The sequence below is a fragment of the Sphingomonas canaveralia genome, assembly GCF_047238125.1.
GTDB lineage: Bacteria > Pseudomonadota > Alphaproteobacteria > Sphingomonadales > Sphingomonadaceae > JBDFMH01.
In genome coordinates, this window is sequence record NZ_JBDFMH010000001.1 from 1,695,473 (window position 1) to 1,716,067 (window position 20,595).

Consider the following 20,595-nt stretch of genomic DNA (forward strand, 5'->3'; position numbering starts at 1 on the left):
TGGGGGTTGCGGATGGCCTGGACGGAACGCTTCCGGGCGCTTGCCCGCAACCTTGCGGGACCGCGCCATCATGCGCAGCGCGTGCTGCAATATGAGCTCGCGCACGGGGAGCCCGAGCTGGCGCTGATCCCGCTGCTTTGCGACGATGCGCACGACTTTCTTGATGTCGGCGCCAATGACGGGGCCTATGCGCTGCACGCGCTGGGCTATTGCCGCCACGTCTATGCGGTCGAGGCCAATCCTGCGCTAGCCGCCCCATTGCGCCGGGTGTTGGCACCGCGCGGCACGGTGGTCGCAAAGGCGCTGTCGGATCATGAGGGGATGGCGCGGCTGTCGATTCCGATGTTGAACGGGCGCGATGTGGCGACCCGGTCATCGCTGCAGGGCGATGCCAATCCCGGCTTCGCCAGCCGCGAGGTCGACGTACCGCTCACCACGATCGATGCGCTCGGGCTGGATGCGGTCAACCTGGTCAAGATCGACGTCGAAGGGCATGAACTGGCGGTGCTTCAGGGTGGTCGCGCGACGCTCGACCAGTTGCACCCGATCTGCATCGTGGAGTGCGAGGAACGCCACAATGTCGGCGGAGTTGCGCGAATGGCCAGCTTCTTCTCAACGCTAGGCTATCAAGGCCATTTCCTGCATCGGGGCGCGCTGCGCCCGTTCGAAGCCTATGATCCGGCGACCTTCCAGCGGGTCGATCAGATCAAGGGGGTCGGGGCGGCCCGCAGCGCGGACTATGTGAACAACTTCATCTTCGCGCACCCGGCCAGCAAGGCGGCGATCGACCGGGTTCGCGCAGCCTATCCTGCATCGCTGCGCGGGGCGGGATAGGCGAGATAGGCCAGCCGCCGCGTCTCCCTGCGGCCGCGCACCACCGTATCGAGGATCAGTCCGCAAAAGATGTTGAGCACCGCCAGCGTGACCAGCCCCATCGCCAGGATCGCAGTCGGGAAGCGCGGCACCAGGCCGGTCTCGAGATAGGTCAGCAGCAGCGGAAGCGCCAGGATCGCAGCCACCAGCGCCAGCGCCCCGCCGATCGCACCGAAGAACAGCACCGGCCGCTCGATCCTAAACAGCGTCAGGATGGTTCGAAGGATCCGCCAGCCGTCGCGATAGGTGGAAAGCTTGGATACCGATCCTTCCGGCCGCGCTGCATAAGCCGTGATCCGCTCGGCCACGGGCATTCGCAATTCCAGCGCGTGCACGCTGATCTCGGTCTCGATCTCGAACCCTTCGGACAGGACCGGGAAGCTCTTGACGAACCGGCGCGAGAATACCCGGTAGCCCGACAATATGTCGGTGAAACTCCGCCCAAACAGCCGCGCCAGCATTCCGGTCAGCAGCGCATTGCCGAGGCGATGGCCGCGGCGATACGCCGCCTCGACTTCGGACTGGCGCGCGCCGACCAGCATGTCGAGCTGCTCGTCCCACAGTTGTCCGACCATCGCGGGGGCCGCGGCCGCCTCATAGGTCTCGTCGCCGTCGGCCAGCACGTAAATGTCGGCCTCGATATCGGCGAACATCCGCCGCACGACATGGCCCTTGCCCTGCATTCGCTCGGTCCGCACGATCGCGCCGGCCGCGCGCGCGACCGCCACCGTGCCGTCGCGGCTGTTGTTGTCGTACACATAGATGCGCGCATCGGGCAGCGCGGCGAGGAACGCCGCCACCGTGCCCGCGATTGCGCGTTCCTCGTTGTAGCAGGGCAGCAGCACGGCGATGCTTGGCCGCCTTGCAGCGACAGTCTGGTCGGTCATGCGGGCTCGTCTAGATCGGCTCGCTCCACTTCGCCACCGTCGCGCATCAGGAACGCCGTCGCCCAGAGGATGATCGCGAATAGAGCATGCGCGCCGAGATAGGCGGCGATCAGGCCGGGCACCCCGCCGAGACGCGCACCCGTCGCGACGACGGCCGCGAAACCGATCGAGGCCGCCGCATAGATCATCGCACGGACATGCTGGAACCCCGCGCCGGTCAGCGCGTCCGCCGCTAGGTATTGCAGGCACATCAGCGGCAAAGACAGCGCCAGCCACATCGCCACCCAGCGCGATTCGGCGAAATCACGGCCCAGCGCGAACGGCAGAAGCTGAGCCACGGCCGCAACCGCGCCGGCCGACATCAATCCTGTCGCCAGCATTACCGGCACCTTGCTGACCGCATAGCGCCGCGCCGCCGCCAACCCGCCTGCCCCGCGCCGAAAGAATTCGGGATAGAGGATGCGCGTCATCACCTGGATCGGGAACACGCCGATCGCCATCACCCGCGTGCCCGCAGCGTAGGTGCCGAGGGCAGCATCCCCGGCAAAACGCGACAGTACCACCCGATCGACATTGCCCTGCAACGCACGCGCGGACTGGTTGACGGCAAAGGCGAAGCCGGTGTTGAACTCGCCGGATTGGAGCCGGAAGGCGGGCCTGCCGTAGCGCCGGGTCGCGACGATCAGCAGAGCCAGCGACAGCAAGGTTGCCTGCGTCGCCACCACCCAGATCCAGCCATCCAGCCCGCTCGCCAGCAGGAAGTAGAGTGCAGCCGCGATCAGCCGCGTGCCGGCCGTCGCCACGCGAACACAGCTCGCGGCGAAAACATGGCCGTGTGCCACCATCGCCAATTCGACCGACGACGAAACGCGCCCGACCATGATCTCGGTCAGCAGCGCAAGCGCCAGCAGACCGACCGTGATCGTCGACTGGACCGAGAAGATCGCGATCCAAAGCGCAACCAGCGCCACCGGCACGAGCGTCATCGCGATCAGCAGCAGCATGTTGCCGAAATAGCCGGGAAAGCGGCCGGCATCGCGCGCCACCGCCCGCACCAGCAGATCGGCGCCGCCAAACCCCACGAACTCGACTGCGATCGCCGCCAGCGCGGTGATCGCCGCATATTGGCCGAACGCTTCCACCCCCAGTCCGCGCGCGGTGATCGCGAACGCCAGGAACTGCAGGCCGAGCGCGAAGCCGGTCGGCCCCATGGCCGCCAGGAAGCGGCCCAGTCCGCCGCCTTCGATCATGGCGAAGGCGCGGGCGGCGAAGGCGGATCCGCGCACCCCGCGCCGGGGTGCCGGCGGCGGCTGGCTCAACGGCAGGCCTTTTCGTTGGCGGGCGCGTCGGCGCGGGCATATTCCATGTAGAGCGCGCCGCGATGCGCGTTCCAGCGGCCGCGCACCTTTTCCGCCTCCAGCAGCCAGCCGGTCATCCGCGCCTCGGGCTCGCGCCCCAGCAGCGGATAGAAGGCCAGCCGCGCGGTCAGCCCCATCGTCTTGGCGAGCGCCTTGGCGCGGCCCTGGTCGCGCACTTCCCAGTTCACGGCATGATTACCCACCCGGTAGCGACGCTGCCGCATCCAGCCAAGCGACGCGCGCGACGGCGGCACTTCCTCATAGACCAAGGCCGCATCCGCCCAGGCCATCGGATGCCCGGCATAGAATAGCGATCGGAAGAACACGGTATCGCCCCCACCACTCAGGCCGAAGCGCGGATCGAACAGCGGGCGCGGCATATCCGCCACTGCCGCCAGATCGATCAGGAAATTGCATGTGCAAAACACGAACGGCTTGCCCTCCAGCAGCTGCGGCTGGACCGACCACCAGCGCGCGATCCGCTCCAGCGCCTTCGCGTTGTCCGGAAACACCGGCGTCACCGGCCCGCCCACGATATGTGCACCCGTCTCGCGCCGGCGCGCGTCGAGCGCTGTCAGCCAGTCGTCCGCCGGCCATTCGTCATCGTCGATCATCGCCATGAAGCGCGCGCCGATCGCATCCGCCTTGGCGAACACGGCGTTGCGCGCGGCGGAAATCCCGGGGGTCGGCTCGACGATGAAGTGCAGCACAAGCCCGGCCGCCGCCGCCCGCTCCGCCGCCAGCGCCGCGATCGCCGGATCCTGGCCGTCATTGTCGACCACGATCAGCGCGGGCACCCGCCCCAGTCGCGCAGCCGCCCGGCCGATATGGTCGATCACCCGTGCCAGCCCGTCCGGCCGCCTGTAGGTGGCGAGACCCACTGCCCAGCTGTCGTCCGCCCCGCTCATGCCGCCTCCCGCCCCGCCAGCACCGCGCGATAGAGATCGAGATGCTGCCGCGCCACCCGCGCCGGATCGAACGCCTCCAGCTGCGGCGCGCCGGCCACGCCGCGCCGCGCGCCATCGATCGCGATGCGCAAGCCGGGCCCGTCCAGATCGTCGATCAGCGTCAGCCAGCCTGCGCCCACGATCCCCGCCAGTTCGCGATTGGCCGGCACCTCGATCGCGATCGCCGGCGTGCCCAGTGACAAGGACGAGATCAGCGATCCCGAGTTGAGCAGACCGTCCTGCATCACCAGTGTCACGCCCGCCGCGGCCACCAGCGCGGCATAGTCGGCATCGCTGAGCTCGCCCAGCTGCACCACAACGCGCGGCGTCCGCTCCGCCAGCGCGGTGATCCGTGCCGCCAGCGCCGGATCGTAGCAGGCGCCCGCCACCACCAGCCATTCGTCCTCGCGCGCGATCTCGGCGAAGCGGGCGATCGTCTGCTCGATCCGCTTGTAGGGGCGGACGATGCCCGCCATTGCCAGCACCGTCGCGCCCGCCGGCACCGCCGCGGGCAGCCCGGCGCCCGTGCCGACCGTCGCATAATGATCGCGATAGTCGGGGTGGCGGATCACGCGGATCCGATCGGCCAACTCCGGATAGAGCGCTGCCACCTGCGTGGCCGAAATATCGGACATGCACGTCACGCCATCGGCCTGCGCGTAGATTTTGGCCAGCCAGCGGTCGACCAGCCGGCCGCGCCGGCCGCCGCTGGCCTCGTGCGGGCGCAGATTGTGCGCGGTCCATACGATCGCGCCGCCCTTGGCCTTCACTGCGCGGATCCTCAGGTAGAGCGCCAGGAAGCCCAGCCGCATTGCGATCAGGCTGCGCCGCGCGAACCGGCCGAGCGCGATCCCCTCGGCCCAGTGGATATGCAGGATGGTGTGCGGCCCGCCCTCATTCGGCGCGCGGCCGAAATGCACGGTCGCCCCCAGCGCGCGCAACCCTTCGGCCACGATCGCCAGATAGGGGTTCATGCGGACGTCGGGATAGAAGGTCACTTCCGGCGCGGGCGCAGTCACGGCCTGGGCGCCTCCGCAGGCGTCGCCAGCCGATAGGCCACCACATGGTCGATCTGCATGCGCACCGGCAATTGGGTGGTCGCATCGATGGCACCGCCATAAGCGCCGCCCAGCGCCAGGTTCAGCAGCATGTAAAGCTTCTGGTCGGTAGTCGGCGGGGCCGCCATCGTGCCCACCGGCACGCGGTCGATATAGAAGGTGATCCGGTCCGCCTCCACCAATGCGCCGTAATTATGCATCTCGGACGTGGCGGTCGCCACCGTCTGCTTGCACGCGGCATAGCGGTGCGCATCGCTGCCGGCGGCGCCATAATGAACGGTCTGGTTGACCGTCATCGGCTCACGCCCCTTCATCTCTATGATGTCGATCTCGGGATAGGGGCGCTTCACATTTTCCGGCAGCAGCCAAAAGGCGGGCCATACGCCCTGCCCCGCCGGCATCCGGCCGCGCATTTCGAAATAGCCATAGGCCTGTGTGAACGACCGCCGTGTCGTCAGCAGACCGGATGTGTAGCGCTGCCCGTAGAGGAACGGCAGCGCGGCGTCGGGGGCCTTGTCGCCGGTGATCGTCAGCCGGCCGTCCGCCACCGAGAATGGGTCGATCCCCAGCCCCGCCTTGCCGCTGCCGGGATAGCGGCGATCGACATAGATCTGCTGCTCCTTGTTGCCCGCCAGCCAGCGCTTGACGGGCCAGTCGTAGCGCCCGTCGAAATGCGGTTCCCAGCGCGCAGGCTCGGGATAACGATCGAACGTCTCGACGAAGCTGCGTTCCAGCCGCACGGTGCGATCGGTCGCATCGGGGGCGATGCATTGCAGCGTCACGGCATCGGTCGCCGCGGGCAGATCCAGCCGCTCGGGCAGGCTGTCCAGCTGTGGCGCTGCCGTCGCATTGGAACAGGCGGTGCTGATCGCCGCCGCGATCGCCAGCGACGCCGCCATCCGGGCCGGCCGTTTGGGACGAGCAGGCATCTTGACTCCAATTGCGACAGGCGGTGGACCCGCCGCCGCCTGCTAACCCACAGGCCTTTACGTTGCAACTGCGAACATGATGAACCACAGTGCCGCCTCCGAAATTGACGCTGGCAGCCCGCTCTTGCATCCTATTTCGGAAAGAATGGCATATCTTAATCTCTTCAGCTGATGAAATCACACCATGTCACTAAGAATAACCCGCTCACTTCCGAGCATCGGTTCAATCGCTTCTCCGGTCATGATCGTGTGTTTAGGGCAGACCGGCCTCCTGTCGGCGTCAACCATTAATATTCATCCTTTATGATGCATCGCACAACATAATTGACAATCCAATGCCGATATGATTGATCCGCTGCGAACCGGCAGTTTGCGGAGACGGACGTGAATCACGTGGCAGATCTGTCGGGCCAGGCGGCCACGCCGGCCTTAGCGGTGCCGCCGCTGTTCGCGCCGCCTGCGCTCACCATCGTCGTCCCCAGCTTCAACGAACGCGCCAATGTCGAACCGCTGGTCGCCGCGGTGCGCGATGCCATGGGCGATGTTCCGTGGGAAATGATCGTCGTCGATGACGACAGCCCCGATCGCACGTTCGACGAGGTGCGCCGTGTCGCCCAGTCCGAACCGCGCGTGCGCTGCCTGCGTCGGATCGGCCGGCGCGGACTGTCGTCCGCGGTGATCGAAGGCGCGCTTGGCGCCAATGCCGATGTGATCGCGGTAATGGATGCCGATTTCCAGCATGACGAGCGCATCCTGCCGAAGATGCTGGCCAAGCTGCGCGACGAGCAGTGCGATCTGGTCGTTGCCACCCGCTATGCCGGCGGCGGCGGGGTCGGCGAATGGGACGAGAAGCGCCAGAAGATGAGCGATCTCGCCACCCGGATGAGCCGCCTGATCGTCGGCGATCAGACCAGCGATCCGATGAGCGGCTTCTTCATGGTCCGCCGCAGCGCCTTCACCAACGCGATCTACGGCCTTTCGCAGCAGGGCTACAAGATCCTGCTCGACATCATCAGTTCGTCGCCGCACCCGCTGAAGATCGGTGAAGTGCCCTATACTTTCCGCGACCGGCGCGAGGGCGAGAGCAAGATCAGCCTCACCGTGCTGGCGGAATTCGCGTATCTGCTGATCGAGAAGCTGACCCGCGGGCTGATCCCGGGCCGTTTCGTGCTGTTCGCCGCGGTCGGCGGGCTTGGCCTGTTCGTCCACATGGCGATCCTGTTCGCAGGCAAGTCGGCAGGCTTCGGCTTCCTGACCGCACAGTCGCTGGCCATCATGGGCGCGATGATCTTCAACTTCACGCTGAACAACGAAGTCACCTATCGGGATCGCCGGCTGGTCGGCCACCGCTTCTTCGTTGGTCTCGCCATCTTCTGCATCGTCTGCAGCATCGGCGCGGTCGCCAATGTCGGCGTGGCGGATCTGGCAATTCAGCGGTTCAACAGCTGGTCGATCGCCGGCATCGTCGGCGCGCTGATGGGGGCCGTGTTCAACTTCGGCGCCGCCAGCAGCCTGGTATGGAACCGGAAGCGCAAGCGCGTGGCCGCCACGGATACGGTCGAGACGGTCGCTTGACGCCAGCGAACGGCGCGGCCCCGGCGATCCGCGCTTGGCCTTGGCTGCTGGCGATCCTCGCGATCGCGATCGCGGCGCGGCTGGTCGATATCGGCTATTCGCTGTGGACCGACGAGATCGCCTCGCTGAAGTTCGCCGAACGGCCGCTGGCGCTGCTCTGGTCGGACTGGATGCTGCGGGAAACCAATCCGCCGCTTTACTACACCATGCTCAAGGGCTGGCAGGCACTGTTCGGGCCGACCGATCTCGCGGCACGGCTGCTGTCGGTCGTGGTCGGACTGGCGGGGATCCCGCTCGTTTATCTGATCGCGAAGGCAGCTGGCGGGGCGCGGGCCGGTCTCGTCGCCGCCGCACTGCTAGCTGTCTCGCAACAGCATGTCCTCTACAGCCAGCAGGTCCGCGGCTATATCTTGCTGCACGGTGCCGCGCTGACCGCGATCTGGGGCGCGCAGCTTTTCCTCCGCGCGACCGATACACGATCCCGCAGCGATGCGATCGGTGTGGCGATCTATATCTCGGGCTGCACCCTCGCGACCTATGCCCATACCACCGGCGTGCTTGTGCCGATCGCGATCAGCTTCGGTATGTTCGCCTGGCTGCTCTGGCAGCGCAAGCCGCTGCGATTCCTCCTGATCTGGGCGGCGGCGAACCTGGTCGTGCTGATCGCCTGGGGCTGGTGGGGTCGCATCTCCTATCTCCAGGCGATGGCTCCCAAGACGATCTCGTGGATCGAGCCTACGACGTTGCCGGTGGCGCTGAAGGCCAGCGTGCAGACGCTGATCCCCTGGCAGATCGGTTGGGGCCGGCTGATCTCGCTGCCGCTTGCGCTGATCGCCTTTCTGGCGGGCTGCTGGCGGCTGCGCGGCACGCCCGGCCTGCTGCTGCCGCTGGTCGTGCTGCTGGCGGGCGCGCTGCTAATGGCGATGAGCCTGGTGACGCCCGTGTTCCTGCCGCGCACGATCTTCTGGGCGTCCGGTCCGTTCGTCGCGATCGTCGCGATCGGCATCTGCGGCATTGCGGACCGGCGACTGTTCGCGGCGGCGCTGGCCGTCGCGCTCGCGCTCAGCACCTGGGGGCTGGTCGCTTGGGCGCATCGGCCCGACGATGGCTGGCGCACGGCAGTGGAGACGATCCGCACGCGCGATCCCGATGCACTGGTGATGGTGCAGGGCAAGGGCATGATGTTCATGCTCCGCCACTATTGCCCACCGGATGCCTGCGCGCTGCGCCTGCGTACCGTGCCCATGCCGGAAACCTGGCCCGCCGATTTCCCGGTGGATGGCACGATCACGGAAATACAGGCGCAGGCGCTGCTGCAATACGAAGGCGACGCCTTCGTGGTCGGGCGTGGGCGGCCCGATACGGTGCCCGGGCTGGCCGCCGCCGGCCGCCCGGTGGGGCGTGCCGAGATCCAGCCGGATAACGACCAGCGTCTGTTCGTCACGCGCTGGCAGGCGATACGCTAGCGATTGCCGCACCACCCCCCGCACCCTAGATGACGGTCGGCATGGATCGACCGCCCCACCCTTTCCGCTTTCGCGATTTCCGCAGCTATTTTGCGGCGCGCCTTGCGACCACGCTCGCCCAGAACGCCATGGTCGTCGTCATCGGCTGGCAGGTCTATGATATCGCGCGGCGGACGATGGGCACCCGCGATGCGGCGCTCCAGCTCGGCCTGATCGGCGTCGTCCAGTTCGTGCCCCTGTTGCTGCTCACCCTGGTCGTCGGGTGGACGGCGGACAGGATCGATCGCCGTTGGATCGCGCGCACGGCAGTGCTGCTCGAAGCCGGATGCGCGGCCACCCTCGCCTGGACGACCTATGCGGGCACCGAGACGCTGACCACGCTGTTCGTCGTCGCCGCGCTGCTCGGCGTCAGCCGCGCCTTCGCCAGCCCTGCGCTGCAGGCGCTCGCCCCCAATCTCGTGCCGCCCGCGGTCCTGCCCAGCGCGATCGCGATGTCGTCGATCGCGTGGCAGGTCGGCGCGATCTTCGGTCCTGCCAGCGGCGGCTTCCTTTACGCGATCGATCCCGCCACGCCATATTTCGTCGCGTCCACCCTGTTTGCGATCGCGTTCGTCGCTCTGCTGCTTATCCGCCCGGTCGCCGTCACCACGCTCGATCGCAAGGGCAACCCCTGGGCGCAGATGGTCGAAGGCCTGTCCTATGTCCGCCGCAACCGGCTGGTGCTCGGCGCGCTTTCGCTCGATCTGTTCGCGGTGCTCCTGGGCGGGGCGACGGCGATGCTGCCGATCTACGCGCGCGATCTGCTTGCCGTGGGCCCGCAAGGGCTCGGCCTGCTGCGGCTGTCGCCCGCGATCGGCGCGGTGCTGGTTGCCGCCTGGTTCTCGTTCAATCCGCTGCGCCGCGATGTCGGCCCCAAGCTGCTGGTCGCGGTGGCGATCTTCGGCGGCGCGACGGTGGGCTTCGGCTTATCTCCGTTCCTGCCGGGCGGGCTTGGCATCGCGCTCGGCTGCCTGGCGCTGCTGGGCGCGGCCGACATGGTCTCGGTCTATGTCCGCCAGTCGTTGATCCAGCTGCACACCCCCGATGCGATGCGCGGCCGCGTCGGCGCGGTCTCAACCCTCTTCATCTCGGGATCGAATGAGCTGGGCGAGGCCGAATCGGGCTTCCTCGCCGCCGCGATCGGCCCGGTCGCCGCGGTCGTCGGCGGCGGTATCGGCGCGATCCTGATCGCGGTCCTGTGGAGCCGATGGTTTCCCGAACTCGTCGCAGCGCGTAGTTTCGATCCACCCCAGACCCTTGAAGATGCCCCCGGACAGGAGAAAGCGACATGAAGGCCGCCTCGATTCTCGAAACGATCGGCAATACTCCGCATATCCGCATCAACCGGTTGTTCGGCGCCGATGCCCAAGTGTGGGTGAAGTCGGAACGATCCAATCCCGGCGGGTCGATCAAGGACCGCATCGCGCTGGCGATGATCGAGGATGCCGAACGCTCGGGCAAGCTGCAGCCGGGCGGTACCATCGTGGAGCCGACATCGGGCAACACCGGCATCGGGCTGGCGATGGTCGCCGCGGTCAAGGGCTACAAGCTGGTGCTGGTCATGCCCGAATCGATGTCGATCGAACGGCGCAGGCTGATGCTGGCCTATGGTGCCAGCTTCGATCTCACGCCGCGGGAAAAGGGCATGAAAGGCGCGATCGAGCGCGCGATCGAGCTGGTCGAACAGACGCCGGGCGCCTGGATGCCACAGCAGTTCGAGAACCCGGCCAATATCGATGTCCATATCCGCACGACCGGGCCGGAGATCTTGGCCGATTTCGCGGATGCCCCGCTCGACATGCTGGTGACCGGCGTCGGCACCGGCGGCCACATCACCGGGGTGGCCCAGCATCTGAAGCAGGCCTGGCCCGATCTGAAGATCTTCGCGGTCGAGCCCACGCTTTCGCCCGTGATTTCAGGCGGGCAGCCCGGCCCGCACCCGATCCAGGGCATCGGCGCCGGCTTCGTTCCCGCCAATCTCCACACCCAGCTGCTTGATGGCGTCGTGCAGGTCGATCCCGCCGATGCGAAGGATATGGCGCGCCGGGCCGCGCGCGAGGAAGGGATGCTGGTCGGCATTTCGTCCGGCGCGACGCTCGCCGCGATCGCCGCCAAGCTGAAGGATGAACCCAGCGCGCGCGTGCTGGGCTTCAACTACGACACCGGCGAACGCTATCTCTCGGTCCCCGATTTTCTGCCCGAATAGGGACGACGCGTTGCGCGACGACACTTGCGCCTGCGCGCCGCATCTGCTGTTCTGGAAATCCTGAACCTTGGTGGCGCGAGTCTGCATGGCTCGCGCCCCTTTTTTTGGCCAGTTGAGATCGTGTGCGATCTTTACAAGATAACAGAAATCCGCACACGATCCTGAACAGTCAGACGCCGTAATAAGCCGGCTATGAACTGACATGTCTTGTCGATCGACATACAGGCTCACCCATGAACTCGGGGAGTCTTCGAATGAATTATCAGGAACAGATCGCCAAGGCGGGCAACCTCATCGGCAGCCATCCCGGCGCTTGGGACGGGATCAGCGCCGAGGCGGTGGCCCGCATGCAGCTGCAGAACCGCTTCCGCTCCGGCTTGGATATCGCGCGCTACACCGCCGCGATCATGCGCCGCGACATGGCTGCCTATGATGCGGATCCGGCCGCCTACACCCAATCGCTTGGCTGCTGGCACGGTTTCATCGCGCAGCAGAAGATCATCTCGATCAAGAAGCATTTCGGCACCACCGATCGTCGCTATCTCTACCTCTCGGGCTGGATGGTCGCCGCGCTGCGTTCGGAATTCGGTCCGCTGCCCGATCAGTCGATGCACGAGAAGACCAGCGTCCCTGCGCTGATCGAGGAGCTCTACACGTTCCTCCGCCAGGCCGACGCTCGCGAGCTGAGCCTGATGTTCCGCGATCTCGACAAGGCGCGCGACGCGGGCAACGATATCGAGGCGCAGCGCATCCAGCAGGCGATCGACGGCTATCAGACGCATGTCGTGCCGATCATCGCCGATATCGATGCGGGCTTCGGCAATGCGGAAGCCACCTATCTGCTCGCCAAGAAGATGATCGAGGCCGGCGCCTGCGCGCTCCAGATCGAGAATCAGGTCTCCGACGAGAAGCAGTGCGGCCACCAAGACGGCAAGGTTACCGTGCCGCACGAGGATTTCGTCGCCAAGATCCGCGCCTGCCGCTACGCCTTCCTCGAACTGGGGGTCGAGGACGGCATCATCGTCGCGCGCACCGACTCGCTGGGCGCCGGCCTCACCAAGCAGATCGCCTTCAGCCGCGAAGCGGGCGACATCGGCGACCAGTATAACGGCTTCCTCGATTGCGAAGAGGTGACCGACCTTTCCACCCTTCGCGGCGACGTGCTGATCGAGCGTGACGGCAAGCTTGTCCGCCCGAAGCGGCTGCCGTCGAACCTCTATCAGTTCCGCGAGGGCACCGGCGCCGATCGCTGCGTGCTCGATTGCATCAATTCGCTGCAGAACGGCGCCGATCTGTTGTGGATCGAGACCGAGAAACCGCACATCGAGCAGATCGCCTCGATGGTGGATCGCATCCGCGACGTCGTGCCCGATGCCAAGCTCGTCTACAACAACTCGCCCTCGTTCAACTGGACGCTGAACTTCCGCCAGCAGGTGTTCGATGCCTGGGAAAAGCAGGGTAAGGATCTATCGGCCTATGATCGCGCCCGGCTGATGTCGGTCGATTATGACGGCACGGAACTGGCCGACGAGGCGGACGAGAGGATCCGCACCTTCCAGAAGGATGCGGCCGCCCGCGCCGGCATCTTCCATCATCTGATCACGCTGCCGACCTATCACACCGCCGCGCTCAGCACAGACAATCTGGCCAAGGAATATTTCGGCGAGGCCGGCATGCTGGGCTATGTGAAGGGCGTGCAGCGCAAGGAGATCCGCGAAGGGATCGCCTGCGTGAAGCACCAGAACATGTCCGGCAGCGACATCGGCGATGATCACAAGGAATATTTCGCCGGGGAAGCCGCGCTGAAGGCCGGCGGCGCCCACAACACGATGAACCAGTTCGCGGCCTGAGCTGCGGGAGGGGGGATGGCCGGGTGCCGGAGTGATCCGATGACGCCCGGCCAAACCCCTCAACGCGTCGGGACTGCGCCCTGCCGCTTTGACGTCGAACATCGACAGGCGTTCGCAGCGCGCCGGTCAGCCGTGCAGCCGTTCGAACACCGCGCGCTGGCCGGCAAAGGCGCGCGCATAGGCGGGCCGCGCCTCACCGCGGGCGACATAGCCCAGCAGGTTGGGGAAGCCGGCCAGCAGCGGATCGCCCTCCAGCCGGCGCAGCACCGTTACCATCAGTAGGTCGGCCGCGCTGAACGCGCCGTCGAGCCACTCTGCATCGCCCAGCTTCACTGAAAGCTGCGTCAGTCGATCGAGCACCGGAGCCGCCATGATCGGCTCGCGATCAGCGTGCCAGGGCTTGTCCTGTTCCAGATATCCGGCCGCCTCGCGTGCCACGATCGGCGGCTCGACCGTGTTCAGCGCGGCGAACATCCAGCTGATCGCCCGTGCACGCGCATGATCCTGCGACGGCAGCAGCCTGGCATGGCGCTCGGCAAGATGGAGCACGATCGCGCCCGATTCGAACAGGACCAACCCATGCTCCTCGAAGGTCGGGATCTGGCCGAATGGATGGCGGGCCAGATGCGCGGGCTCCTTCATTGCCTCGAATGACAGCAGCCGCACATCATAGGGCAGCCCGACTTCCTCCAACGCCCACCGCACGCGCATGTCGCGGGCCTGGCCCTGGCCGCGATCGGGTGAGTCCTCGAACGCGGTGATCATGATCGTCATGCCCGGTTCCTTGCCATCGCCCCCTCAGCACTCGACGACGTTGACCGCCAGCCCGCCGAGTGCAGTTTCCTTATATTTGGAACGCATGTCCTCGCCGGTCTGGCGCATCGTCTCGATCACGGCGTCCAGGCTCACGATGTGCGTGCCGTCGCCGTGCAGCGCCAGATAAGCGGCGTTGATCGCCTTGACCGCGCCCATCGTGTTACGCTCGATGCAAGGCACCTGGACCAGCCCGCCGATCGGGTCGCAGGTCAGCCCCAGATTATGCTCCATGCCGATCTCGGCGGCATTCTCGATCTGCCGTGGGGTCGCGCCGAGCGCCGCCGCCAGCCCCGCCGCCGCCATCGAGCACGCCACACCCACTTCGCCCTGACAGCCCATCTCGGCTGCCGAGATCGACGCGCGCTTCTTGTACAGAAAGCCGATCGCAGCGGCGGTCAGCAGCAGCGTGCGCCCACCTTCGCGGGTCGGCGCCGGGGCGAACATCTCGTAATAGCGCAGCACCGCCGGGATCACGCCAGCCGCGCCGTTGGTCGGCGCGGTGACGACACGGCCGCCCGCGGCATTCTCCTCGTTGACCGCCAGCGCCCACAGGCTGACCCAGTCGAACACCAGCGAAGGATCGGCCCGCGGCCCGCGCGCGATCAGCCGCTGGTGCAGATCATGCGCACGGCGCTTCACCTTCAGCCCGCCCGGCAGTTCGCCCCGTCCGCGGCAGCCCCGATCAATGCAGGCCATCATCGCGTCGCGCAGTGAATCCAGGAACGCGTCGGTCTCTGCATCATCGCGCCAGGCCCGCTCGTTGCGGCGAACGATCTCGGCGATCGTGACACCTTCGGCCTCGGCGACCGCCAGCATCTCCGCCCCCGATCCGAAGGCGTGTGGCACGATCCGGTTGGCCCGCACCGGCTCCGCCCCGTCGAGCACCACCGCGCCGCCGCCGATCGAGAACCAGGTCTGCGCGAAGCGGTCGCCGTCTCCGTAGTGCGCCTCCAGCGTCATCGCGTTGGGGTGGCCAGGCAGGAATTCGCCCATCCGGAACGCCAGGTCGCGCGCCGGATCGAATGGCACGGGATCGCCGCCGGCCAGCGCGATGCTGCGCCCCGCGCCGATCTCCGCCACGATCGCGTCGACACGGTCCGGATCGATCGTGTCAGGCCGGTGGCCGGCTAGCCCCAGCAGCACCGCAGTATCGGTGGCATGGCCGCGCCCGGTCAGCGCCAGCGATCCGAACAGCGCCACGCCCAGCCCGACCGGCTTGCCGCGCGCCGCCGCCGCCTCGGCAAAGCGCTGTGCCGCGCGCATCGGGCCCACCGTGTGCGAGCTCGAAGGGCCGATGCCGATCGTGAACAGGTCCGCCACGCTGATCGGCGCGGTCTCACGCGCGCGGTTTGGGGCGATAGTCTCCATTGTTACCGGATGGCAGGCCGCACCGGACGGTGCAAGCGCAGCTCAGCCTTCCTTCGACAACAGACCGTGCCGGCGCAGGCAGTGGCGTAGCTGATCGTAGCTCAGCCCCAGTGCCTTGGCGGTCGCGCGCTGGTTGAAGCGGAAGCGGGCGAGCGCCTTTTCCACCAGCCCGCGCTCATAACGCTCGACGGCCGCCTTCAAATCGTCGGGCTCGCTTTCATCGAGCTGCGCTGCAGGCACTGTAGCCGGCTCCGGCGCCGCTTCGATAGACCGGGCGGTCGGCACTGCGGGACCGGTAGGCCGCCACGGCGATGCGAACGGGTCGAACTCGATCTCCGCGATCGGGCGTTCGGGGTCATCCCAGCGATAGACGGCACGTTCGATCACGTTGCGCAATTCGCGGACATTGCCGGGCCAGCGATGCGCCATCAGGATGGCGGCCGCATCCTCGCTGAAGCCCGGCCAGTGGTTCCAGCCCAGCTCTGCCGCCATCCGCCGCCCGAAATGATCGGCCAGCACCGGCACGTCACCTTCGCGCGCACGCAGCGGCGGCAGCGTGACGACTTCGAAGCTCAGCCGATCAAGCAGGTCGGCACGAAACCGGCCCTGTTCGACCAGATGCGGCAGATGCTCGTTGGTAGCTGCCACTATCCGCACGTCCACGCGCACCGGCCGCGAAGACCCGATCCGAGTGACCTCGCCATATTCGACCGCACGCAGGAGCCTCTCCTGCGCTCCCGACGACAGCGTCGCCAACTCGTCCAGGAACAGCGTACCGCCGTCCGCTTCCTCGAACCGGCCCTGTCGTTGCTTGGTCGCGCCTGTGAAGGCCCCGGCCTCATGACCGAACAGCTCGGCTTCGATCAGCGTTTCGGGCAGCGCTGCGCAGTTGAGAGTCACGAGCGGACCCGACCAGCGCTGCGACAGGCGATGAAGTCGCTCCGCAACCAGTTCCTTGCCGGTGCCGCGTTCGCCGATCACCAGGACTGGTCGGTTCAGTCCGGCGGCACGGCTGGCGCGCTCGACCGAATTGAGGAAGGCCATCGACTGACCGATGAAAGCATTCTCGCGTTCCATGCCGAATTGTTGGCGATATTTCCCAACTCATCGCAAGCATATTTTCGCGTTTGCGGCGGGCGATCGGTAGCCAGCCGCAGAATTCCGCCATTTCCACTGATTGGCACGCACCCTGCAAAGCATCGGGCATCACCGCCGACAACAGGCGGGATAGACCACCGAGGTTCAGGGAGTTTCCACCATGTCCACGTCCGACACCAACGACATCCGCCGCATCGCCACCGCCACGGTCGCCGCGCTGCTGTTGTCGGCGACCTGCGTGGTCGCGGCGGTCGGCCCGGCCCGCGCCGCGGAACCGCGCACCACGATCACCGTGGTCAAGGCGCCCGCCACCGGCCTCGTCGGCGCGGTGCGTTACTGATGAATGCGGTCACGACCGGGATCCTGACCAGGATCGATGGCCCGGCTGCCCGCCCCGTCCCGTTCCTCGAAGGAGTATCAATGATGGGAATCTTCTCCCGTACCCGCGACATCATCGCCGCCAACGTGACCGACCTGCTGGATAAAGCGGAAGATCCGGCGAAGATGATCCGCATGATCATCCTGGAGATGGAAGAGACGCTGGTGGAAGTCCGCGCGTCCGCCGCGCGCACCATCGCCGACCAGAAGGAGATGCGCCGCTCGATCGACAAGCTCGATACGGTCCAGGCCAACTGGACCGAGAAGGCCGAGCTCGCGCTGAGCAAGGGCCGCGAGGATCTGGCCAAGGCCGCGCTGGTCGAAAAGCAGAAGGCGACCGACCTGGCCGACCGGCTGCGCGAGGAGATCGTCGAGCTGGATGATTCGCTGAAGGCCAGCGAGACCGACATCGCCAAGCTGCAGGCCAAGCTGCGCGAAGCGCGGGCCCGCCAGAATTCGATCGTCACCCGCCTGGAAAGCGCCAGCAACCGGCTGCGCATGCGCGAAATCTATGCCGGCCCGAAGATGGACGAGGCGTTCAGCCGCTTCGATCTCCTCGAGCGCCGGGTCGATGACATGGAGGGCCGCGCCGATGCCGCTGGCTTTGGCGCCGCCCCCAAGACGCTCGACGAGGAGATCGCGGAGCTGCGCTCCGCCGAGAAGGTCGATGCCGAGCTGGCCGCACTGAAGGCGCGCGCCCTGCGTGGCCCGGCGGTCGACACCAGCAAGGAGGGTTGATGCGATGATGGAGGATGTCTTCCTGCCGATCGCCATCGTCGGCATGCTCTTCATCGGCGTGCCGTGGATCATCTTCCATTACATCACCCAGTGGCGGAAGACGGGATCGGTCACGGTCGAGGACGAGCAGTTGATGGACCAGCTCTACGAGACCGCCCGTCGGCTCGAGGATCGGCTCCAGACGATCGAGCGCATCATGGCGGCCGATCATCCGGATTTCCGCCCGTCCGCCCCCCGCGATCCGCAGCCGGGCCCGCGCCTGGAGAAGGATCGGCCGCTGCGCGACGACGACTATCGCCGCGATCCGCGCGACCATGATTATGCCGCCCGCGCTCCGCGCGACGAGGATTACCGCCGCGAGCGCTATTGAGCGACCGGCCGGGAACAAGGGAGAAGAACAATGTCTGCCCGCCGTACCAAATATTATCTCGACAAGCGCAACGGCAAGATCCTGGGCGTCTGCGCCGGCCTTGCGGACTATACCGGGCTCGATCTGACGCTGGTCCGCGTCGGGGTGGTGCTGCTCACCATCTTCGCGCTGGGGCCGATTGCGCCGGTCGCCTATCTGATCCTGGGCTGGCTGGCCCATGACAAGCCACGCGAATTCTACGATGTCGATCGCGCCGAACAGAAGTTCTGGCAGACGATGCGCGCCCGCCCCGGCAATTCGATCCGCGACGTGCGCAGCCGCTTTCGCGACATCGACCGCCGACTGGCCGATGTCGAGTTGCACGTGACCAGCCACAACAGCCGGCTGGCCAGCGAGATCGACGCACTGCGCTGATCCGGGCTTGCGGTTGACCCAGCGTCAACCGCTACCGACCGAACGACAAAGGGAGAATGGACATGGGCTGGGGTGGACCTGGTTTCGTGCTGGCGATCATCGCGCTTTCGATGGGATCATGGGTGCTCACCACCTGGATCCGAGCCCGCCACGGTTATGCGCTCGAAGATGAGTGGTCGGGCAAGACCTACAAGTCAGATGGACCGGACGCGGGCCGCAAGTTCGAGCTGCTCGGCAGTGAGAACGAGAAGCTTCGCCAGCAGGTGATCCGGCTCGAAGAGCGGATCGCGGTGCTGGAGCGGATCGCGACTGACAGTTCAGTCCGGCTTTCCAAGGAAATCGACTCGCTGCGCTGATCGAAGCCCGCCTGCGGTTCGTCGAACCGCGCGGAGCCCCGGTCGGAACACTCACCAAGGATCGGCACGATGGAAAAGATCGAATTCTTCCGGGTAATGGGCCCCACGATCGCAATCCTCGCCGCGCTGGGCATCGCCGGTTGGGTCGTCACCACCTGGCTCAGGATCAAGAATGGCTATCCGCTTGACGGTGCCTGGGGGCAGGCCGTCTATCCGAAGACCGATGCCGAACAGGCCGAACGAATCCGCCTGCTGACCACCGAGAACGCCCAGCTGCGCGCGGAGATCGGATCGGTCAAGGACCGGCTGGCTACGGTTGAGCGGATCGTGACCGACGGCAGCTACGCGCTGACCCATGAGATCGAGCAGCTCCGCAAGCCGGGCAACTGAACGTCCACACGGTGATCTTGGGAGGATCGAATGGACCCGTTTACAATGGTTGTGGCGATTGTCGGCATCGTGTCGCTCGCCAGCGTGATCCGCGGCAAGCGTCGCCACCGGCACGATGAGGAAGCGATCGCTTCGCCAGACACAGATCGGATGCGTGAGGAAGTGCGGACGCTGAAGGAACGCGTCGCCGTGCTCGAACGCATCGCCACCGACGCCAACAACCGTGCCGCGATGCTCGATCACGAGATCGAATTGCTCCGCGGCCGCGATTGAGGAAGGAGCCTGTCCCATGCTGACCGAAGCCTCTCTCTGGCTGATCGCCGCCGGCGCCGGCATCGTCGCGCTGCTGATCGCCACTCAGGCCGCGCTGAAGGGCTGGCGCGGCTGGCTCGACCTGCGCCGAATGGAACTGGAACTGGGCCGCGAGCCCGTCGCTGCCAGCGGCCCGTCGACCGCATCACGAATCGAGCTTGCCGACCTCAAGGAGCGAATTCGTAAGCTGGAGGCGATCGCGGCCGGGGTCGACCTGTAACGATCGTCGCTCCCGCGCCGTTTTCGGCGAGCCAGCGCAACACCGCATGCCTTTCCCAGTCGCCCAGCGCAGACCTGGACCTCAAGTATTGGCGAACCGGCAATTAAGACCTTCCGCCAGATGACGACCGTCGCGCGCACTGCTATCGCGCTTGCATGACGACCCTTGCCGATGTTCGCGACGAATATGAGTTCCTCGATGCGGACGATCGCTATCGTCTGCTGATCGACCTCGGCAAGTCGCTCGACCCGATGCCCGATGCGCTCAAGACCGATGCGACGCTGGTCCGCGGTTGCTCCGCCTCGGTCTGGGTCTATCCCACGCGCGGCGGCGATGGCCGGCTGCACTTTCTGGCTGACAGCAACGCCGCGATCACCAAGGGCATCATCGCGCTCGTGCTGCTGGCGGTGCAGGATCGCACGGCCGACGAGATCGTCGCGACCGATATCGCGGCCGAATTGGCCCCGTTCGATCTGAAGAACCAGCTCAGCTCCAACCGCACCCAGGGGATCCCGAACATGATCGCACTGATCCGTGCCACCGCCCAGCGTTACGCCGCATGATCCGCCGCGCGCTATTGCTGGCGGCGCTCGTCGCCTCCCCCGCGGCCGCGCAGTTGCGCGTGGCCGGCGTCGCTTTCGCGCCTGCCGATATCGTCGATGCCCGCGCCAGCCCCGAACCGGGCGGCAAGGCCGGTATCAGGATCACCTTCACCCCTGCCGCCAGCGTCCGCCTGGCGACTGCGACAAAGGCCGCGGTCGGCAAGATCGTCAGCTTCTCGGTCGACGGCAAGACTCTGTCGGAAGCACTGGTTCAGGAACCGATCACGGGCGAAGCGATCGAGATCGCCGCCCAGTTACCCACCGCGGAGGCGGAGGCCATCGCCAAGCGCATCTCGGGCAAGGATCCGGTGCCCGAGGAATTCGAGGAATAGCACCAGACCAATG

At 66.5% G+C, this 20,595-nt stretch carries 24 protein-coding genes; 16 read left to right on the forward strand and 8 right to left on the reverse strand.

The genetic code is table 11. The features are described 5' to 3' along the window. Positions 1–12 precede the first annotated feature (12 nt). Positions 13–834 carry an FkbM family methyltransferase gene (locus tag ABC347_RS08275; RefSeq protein WP_413245261.1) on the forward strand — a complete coding sequence of 274 codons (822 nt, stop codon included), beginning with the start codon at positions 13–15 and terminating at the stop codon, positions 832–834. Here ABC347_RS08275 and ABC347_RS08280 read toward each other — a convergent pair. The 5 genes from ABC347_RS08280 to ABC347_RS08300 are packed head-to-tail and all read right to left on the reverse strand — an operon-like array spanning position 804 to position 6,052. Further along, positions 804–1,760, reverse strand: a complete 957-nt coding sequence (locus tag ABC347_RS08280) for a glycosyltransferase family 2 protein (protein ID WP_413245262.1) — start codon at positions 1,758–1,760, stop codon at positions 804–806. The two genes, ABC347_RS08275 and ABC347_RS08280, sit on opposite strands and share 31 nt — an antisense overlap. Next, entirely contained in the window at positions 1,757–3,079 is a 1,323-nt protein-coding gene (locus tag ABC347_RS08285) for a lipopolysaccharide biosynthesis protein (protein ID WP_413245263.1), read from the reverse strand. Before ABC347_RS08285 ends, ABC347_RS08280 begins: the two co-directional genes overlap by 4 nt. After that, positions 3,076–4,026, reverse strand: a complete 951-nt coding sequence (locus ABC347_RS08290) for a glycosyltransferase family 2 protein (protein WP_413245264.1) — start codon at positions 4,024–4,026, stop codon at positions 3,076–3,078. Before ABC347_RS08290 ends, ABC347_RS08285 begins: the two co-directional genes overlap by 4 nt. After that, the gene (locus ABC347_RS08295) at positions 4,023–5,084 is read right to left on the reverse strand and encodes a glycosyltransferase (protein WP_413245265.1); all 1,062 of its coding nucleotides are present in this window, start codon (positions 5,082–5,084) and stop codon (positions 4,023–4,025) included. The genes ABC347_RS08290 and ABC347_RS08295 overlap by 4 nt, the downstream gene beginning before the upstream one ends. Continuing rightward, entirely contained in the window at positions 5,081–6,052 is a 972-nt protein-coding gene (locus tag ABC347_RS08300; RefSeq protein ID WP_413245266.1) for a glycoside hydrolase family 16 protein, read from the reverse strand. The genes ABC347_RS08295 and ABC347_RS08300 overlap by 4 nt, the downstream gene beginning before the upstream one ends. Before the next feature lie 384 nt (positions 6,053–6,436). Between ABC347_RS08300 and ABC347_RS08305 the strand changes: the two genes are divergently transcribed. The 5 genes from ABC347_RS08305 to ABC347_RS08325 all read left to right on the forward strand — a co-directional run bounded on the left by ABC347_RS08305 (position 6,437) and on the right by ABC347_RS08325 (position 13,188). Further along, positions 6,437–7,627, forward strand: coding sequence for a glycosyltransferase (locus ABC347_RS08305; RefSeq protein WP_413245267.1), 1,191 nt, complete (start codon positions 6,437–6,439; stop codon positions 7,625–7,627). Beyond that, positions 7,624–9,093 (forward strand): glycosyltransferase family 39 protein, encoded by a 1,470-nt coding sequence (locus ABC347_RS08310; protein ID WP_413245268.1) that lies wholly within the window; start codon positions 7,624–7,626, stop codon positions 9,091–9,093. Before ABC347_RS08305 ends, ABC347_RS08310 begins: the two co-directional genes overlap by 4 nt. Before the next feature lie 41 nt (positions 9,094–9,134). Beyond that, on the forward strand, positions 9,135–10,424 hold the full coding sequence (locus ABC347_RS08315; RefSeq protein WP_413245269.1) for an MFS transporter: 1,290 nt from the start codon (positions 9,135–9,137) through the stop codon (positions 10,422–10,424). Then, positions 10,421–11,338 carry a cysteine synthase A gene (gene cysK / locus ABC347_RS08320; protein ID WP_413245270.1) on the forward strand — a complete coding sequence of 306 codons (918 nt, stop codon included), beginning with the start codon at positions 10,421–10,423 and terminating at the stop codon, positions 11,336–11,338. The genes ABC347_RS08315 and cysK overlap by 4 nt, the downstream gene beginning before the upstream one ends. Positions 11,339–11,592: 254 nt before the next feature. Then, positions 11,593–13,188, forward strand: a complete 1,596-nt coding sequence (locus ABC347_RS08325) for an isocitrate lyase (protein ID WP_413245271.1) — start codon at positions 11,593–11,595, stop codon at positions 13,186–13,188. Between the two features lie 126 nt (positions 13,189–13,314). On the opposite strand, the gene ABC347_RS08330 is transcribed toward ABC347_RS08325, so the two are convergent. From ABC347_RS08330 to pspF, 3 genes are read right to left on the reverse strand one after another with little or no spacing between them, the layout of a single operon-like run. Continuing rightward, positions 13,315–13,962: a glutathione S-transferase family protein gene (locus ABC347_RS08330; RefSeq protein WP_413245272.1), complete on the reverse strand. Its 648-nt coding sequence runs from the start codon at positions 13,960–13,962 to the stop codon at positions 13,315–13,317. Between the two features lie 24 nt (positions 13,963–13,986). Beyond that, positions 13,987–15,372 (reverse strand): L-serine ammonia-lyase, encoded by a 1,386-nt coding sequence (locus tag ABC347_RS08335; protein WP_413245273.1) that lies wholly within the window; start codon positions 15,370–15,372, stop codon positions 13,987–13,989. Positions 15,373–15,414: 42 nt separating this feature from the next. Then, a complete protein-coding gene (gene pspF, locus ABC347_RS08340; RefSeq protein ID WP_413245274.1) occupies positions 15,415–16,449 on the reverse strand; it encodes a phage shock protein operon transcriptional activator in 1,035 nt (344 codons plus the stop codon). 181 nt (positions 16,450–16,630) lie between these two features. Here pspF and ABC347_RS08345 point away from each other — a divergent pair, with 181 nt between their 5' ends. From ABC347_RS08345 to ABC347_RS08390, 10 genes are all read left to right on the forward strand, one after another. Continuing rightward, complete coding sequence (locus tag ABC347_RS08345; RefSeq protein ID WP_413245275.1) at positions 16,631–16,810, forward strand: hypothetical protein; 180 nt, start codon at positions 16,631–16,633, stop codon at positions 16,808–16,810. Between the two features lie 83 nt (positions 16,811–16,893). Beyond that, complete coding sequence (pspA, locus tag ABC347_RS08350; RefSeq protein ID WP_413245276.1) at positions 16,894–17,586, forward strand: phage shock protein PspA; 693 nt, start codon at positions 16,894–16,896, stop codon at positions 17,584–17,586. Positions 17,587–17,590: 4 nt separating this feature from the next. Beyond that, entirely contained in the window at positions 17,591–17,956 is a 366-nt protein-coding gene (gene pspB, locus ABC347_RS08355; protein ID WP_413245277.1) for an envelope stress response membrane protein PspB, read from the forward strand. A gap of 30 nt (positions 17,957–17,986) precedes the next feature. Then, positions 17,987–18,370, forward strand: a complete 384-nt coding sequence (gene pspC / locus ABC347_RS08360; protein ID WP_413245278.1) for an envelope stress response membrane protein PspC — start codon at positions 17,987–17,989, stop codon at positions 18,368–18,370. Positions 18,371–18,432: 62 nt separating this feature from the next. Continuing rightward, positions 18,433–18,726 carry a hypothetical protein gene (locus ABC347_RS08365; RefSeq protein ID WP_413245279.1) on the forward strand — a complete coding sequence of 98 codons (294 nt, stop codon included), beginning with the start codon at positions 18,433–18,435 and terminating at the stop codon, positions 18,724–18,726. A gap of 69 nt (positions 18,727–18,795) precedes the next feature. After that, positions 18,796–19,116, forward strand: a complete 321-nt coding sequence (locus tag ABC347_RS08370) for a hypothetical protein (RefSeq protein WP_413245280.1) — start codon at positions 18,796–18,798, stop codon at positions 19,114–19,116. A gap of 30 nt (positions 19,117–19,146) precedes the next feature. Then, complete coding sequence (locus tag ABC347_RS08375; protein WP_413245281.1) at positions 19,147–19,389, forward strand: hypothetical protein; 243 nt, start codon at positions 19,147–19,149, stop codon at positions 19,387–19,389. 19 nt (positions 19,390–19,408) lie between these two features. Then, entirely contained in the window at positions 19,409–19,648 is a 240-nt protein-coding gene (locus ABC347_RS08380) for a hypothetical protein (protein WP_413247019.1), read from the forward strand. A 155-nt stretch (positions 19,649–19,803) separates the two neighbouring features. Next, positions 19,804–20,211, forward strand: coding sequence for a SufE family protein (locus ABC347_RS08385; protein ID WP_413245282.1), 408 nt, complete (start codon positions 19,804–19,806; stop codon positions 20,209–20,211). Further along, positions 20,208–20,582: a SecDF P1 head subdomain-containing protein gene (locus ABC347_RS08390; RefSeq protein WP_413245283.1), complete on the forward strand. Its 375-nt coding sequence runs from the start codon at positions 20,208–20,210 to the stop codon at positions 20,580–20,582. The genes ABC347_RS08385 and ABC347_RS08390 overlap by 4 nt, the downstream gene beginning before the upstream one ends. Positions 20,583–20,595: the final 13 nt, after the last annotated feature.